Genomic DNA, 3475 nt, shown 5'->3' on the forward strand with positions numbered 1-3475 from the left:
TTGCCTGCCATACTTCCCTCAAAAATTGCCATTACTTATTAACTGACAATTCCTTTTGGGATAGGTTCTAAGGTCAGTTGCCCCGCTTTTTAAGGGAACGCCACGGCGTTCCTTTTTTTTGCCCCGCATTTCTCATCACAAATATCTCAGACACTCGATCTGTATCACAAAACGAGTGGCTGTCTGGACTTACCAATTCCCCTTTCTATCATATGACTTTACACTCTAAAGCCTGATTTTGGCTTAAATCGTCGCTTTATCCAGCATACTTTTCAGTTTACGGGTAAACAGCCCCAATTTGGCCTGACCAATTTCATTATTTCTGACTTGCCTGGAGTATTGCATGAAAACTATTGCCACAGCGTCCCTGCCAGCAGCAGTGTCATTACCTGGTTATGATCGTGACGCATTGAAAAGCCGCATTGTTCATCTCGGATTTGGTGCTTTCCATCGCGCCCATCAGGCATTGCTGACCAACCGGGTGTTAAACCAGCAAGGTGGCGACTGGGGGATCTGTGAAGTCAGCCTGTTTGGCAATGAGTCATTAATCAAAAGCTTACGCGGGCAGGATCATCTTTTTACCGTGCTGGAAAAAGGTGCCGAAGGAAATCAGGCCATTATCGTCGGCTCAGCGCATGAGTCGGTCCACGGCGGGATTGACGGGCTGGATGCCGTGCTGGCGAAACTGACCGAGCCGCAAGTAGCAATTGTTTCACTGACCATCACCGAAAAAGGCTATTGCATTGAACCCGGCTCCGGCGAGCTGGATCTGCAAAATCCAAAAATTCAGCAGGATCTGGCCGGTGGTCAGGCGCCCTGCACAGCGCCCGGCGTGTTAGTAGAAGCCCTGCGTCTGCGTCATGAGCGCGGCCTGCCTGGCTTTACCGTACTGTGTTGCGACAATATTCCTGAAAATGGTCTGGTGGTCAAAAACGCCGTTCTGGGTATGGCGAAAGCCCGCTCAGCTGAACTGGCGAAGTGGATCACTGAGAACGTTTCTTTCCCAAGCACCATGGTTGACCGTATCGTTCCGGCGGCCACGGACACCACGCTGGAAGAAATCACCGAAGCGCTGGGCGGCGTGACTGACCCGTGCGGCATTGCCTGCGAACCGTTCATTCAGTGGGTGGTGGAAGATCACTTTGTTGCCGGCCGCCCTGACTGGGAAAAAGCCGGTGCGCAGATGGTTTCCGACGTTCTGCCGTTTGAACAGATGAAACTGCGGATGCTAAACGGCAGCCACTCATTCCTGGCCTATCTCGGTTATCTGGCCGGTTATCAGCACATCAACGATTGCATGGAAGATGCGAATTATAAAGCAGCAGCCCATCGCCTGATGCTGTCAGAACAGGCACCGACGCTGAGCGTAGAAGGTGTCGATCTCACCGCTTATGCCGACAGCCTGATTGCCCGTTACTGCAACACGGCGCTGAAACACCGCACCTGGCAAATCGCCATGGACGGAACAATGAAGCTTCCGCAACGTATGCTCGACTCCATCCGCTGGCATGTGAAAAACGGCGGTTCTTACGAGTTACTGGCACTCGGCGTTGCGGGCTGGATGCGTTATATCGGCGGAACGGATGATGCGGGTCAGCCTATCGAGATTAAAGATCCAATGGCTGAAACTCTGGCTGAAATCGTGTCGTCTACCGCTGATGGCGAACCACGTGTGAAAGCGCTGCTTGCGCTGACGGGCGTATTCGGTGAGCAATTGCCGCAGGAAGAAAAAGTGGTGCAGGCCATCCTGAATGCTTACGCCGACCTGCAAAGGGTTGGCGCGAAGAAAACCGTCGCGAAATACATGGGCTGAAAATCCACCGTATAAAAAACGGCTGCTCCGGCAGCCGTTTCTTATTATGGAGCAGAATCAGTCATTCAGTTCCGAAGGCACTGACGAAAAAAGGAAGCCGTCAAAAGACGGGTCATCGGCATCCGAGACTTTCAGCAGCATATCTTTTACATTTTCCAGATGCTGCCACATGGCCTGTTTCGCGGCTTTGGCATCACGGCGTAAAACCGCCTGAAGGATCGCCTGATGGTCCAGCAGCCATATCTGGCTGTAGTTTTTATCCCCGACGTGCTGGTGGATCCCTTCCCACATAGAGCTGCGCTGGCGAATCTGCCATAAATCGTCCACCAGTTTTACCAGTACGCTGTTTTGCGATGCCTGCGCCAGCAGGGCGTGGAAACGCTGATCTTCCACATCATCCGAAACACCGCGCGCAATACAACTTCGCTGCGCTTCAATCGCATCACGCATTTGCAGAATGTCGGTTTTGGTGGCCTGCATGGCCGCAAATGCCGCCACTTCACTTTCCAGCAACTGCCGCGCCTGCAACAGTTCAAACGGGCCGTAACCCCTGTCTGCATCTTCCTGCGGCAACACATCGGTCTGGTGCAACACGTAAACGCCGGAACCTTTGCGGACATCAACGACCTTCTCAAGTTCCAGCATAATCAGTGCTTCACGCACCACGCTGCGGCTCACCGAGTAAAACTCAGCAATATCACGTTCCGGAGGAAGGCGGTCGCCAGGGGCGTATTTTCCGGCATGGATATCACGGCGCAGATGGCCGCCAATCTCCTGATAAAGTCGCATAATGTCGCCCCGCTGGTGATGCTATGAAATTGGTCCTACACCTGAAACGGCTTTTTTCAGCGCTCCGGATGCCTGATACAGGAGGGGAAATTATAACATGTGGGCACAAAGGGGAAGAACCAGAGGGGAAAACTGACGACCCGATCAAAATTGGGTCAGCCAGTTTTCAAAGTTGTCGGGCCACTTAACGCTGATACTGTCTGTGCAGAAATGACCGGTGATGAACTAATCAGAAATGCTCATCGTTTTTCACAAATTCAGTTATACGACACCGTCATCAGCGCCAGATGAGGATTGTTGTTCACCTGTTGTGTCGTCACGTGGCCTAAAGACAGTGGCAGGCTGAAAGAAAGTGGATTCGTCGCGCTGATCTGACGCGCCTGCGTGACTTTCGCAGCGCCCCGCTCACAACTGCTGACAAGCTTATTTCCACCGGTTTTGAAGTTACAGCCACTTTCAACAATTGCGCCATAAAAATGGATAGTACCGGTTGATCCCGCGCTGGCGTACTGCATCATCCCTGAGGCCAAAACTCCCAAAAACAGTACCCATTTGATCCTGTTCATGGCAACACCTCATTTGAATTTACATTTTTAAAATTCACGATACATCCATTTAACATTAATACATCTAAACCAATTAGCACCGGTCCGCTAAAAATAATTGAGTGCCGCGACGTCGAAACTAAGCAATCCATGTTATCCATCGGCACAACGCTGGATTTTCTTAAGTCGTCATTGCACATTGGCGTGTAAATTTATTTAAAGGATGCATGAAAATGACCAAAACCAACCTGATCACCCAGGGCTTACGCATTAAACTTATCGGGAATAATATCCTTTATATCCATGCAGTTGAATAATAATTCTTCCA

Annotated in this window: 3 protein-coding genes; 1 reads left to right on the forward strand and 2 read right to left on the reverse strand. The window is 50.9% G+C overall.

Annotated elements, in window-relative coordinates:
• The first annotated feature begins 343 nt into the window (after positions 1–343).
• On the forward strand, positions 344–1813 hold the full coding sequence (locus tag J8X26_RS21465; protein WP_152324311.1) for a mannitol dehydrogenase family protein: 1470 nt from the start codon (positions 344–346) through the stop codon (positions 1811–1813).
• A gap of 57 nt (positions 1814–1870) precedes the next feature.
• Here the strand turns inward: J8X26_RS21465 and J8X26_RS21470 are convergent, their stop codons facing one another.
• The gene (locus J8X26_RS21470) at positions 1871–2602 is read right to left on the reverse strand and encodes an FCD domain-containing protein (protein WP_152324312.1); all 732 of its coding nucleotides are present in this window, start codon (positions 2600–2602) and stop codon (positions 1871–1873) included.
• A gap of 257 nt (positions 2603–2859) precedes the next feature.
• Positions 2860–3168: a hypothetical protein gene (locus J8X26_RS21475; protein WP_152324313.1), complete on the reverse strand. Its 309-nt coding sequence runs from the start codon at positions 3166–3168 to the stop codon at positions 2860–2862.
• Positions 3169–3475: the final 307 nt, after the last annotated feature.

It is taken from the genome of Rahnella sp. ChDrAdgB13, assembly GCF_017655185.1.
GTDB lineage: Bacteria > Pseudomonadota > Gammaproteobacteria > Enterobacterales > Enterobacteriaceae > Rahnella > Rahnella contaminans.

Bases quoted from the DNA above. Each gene is read 5' to 3' on its own strand.
- J8X26_RS21475 (WP_152324313.1), bottom strand. From the start codon at position 3,168: ATGAACAGGATCAAATGGGTACTGTTTTTGGGAGTTTTGGCCTCAGGG.
- J8X26_RS21465 (WP_152324311.1), top strand. From the start codon at position 344: ATGAAAACTATTGCCACAGCGTCCCTGCCAGCAGCAGTGTCATTACCT.
- J8X26_RS21470 (WP_152324312.1), bottom strand. From the start codon at position 2,602: ATGCGACTTTATCAGGAGATTGGCGGCCATCTGCGCCGTGATATCCAT.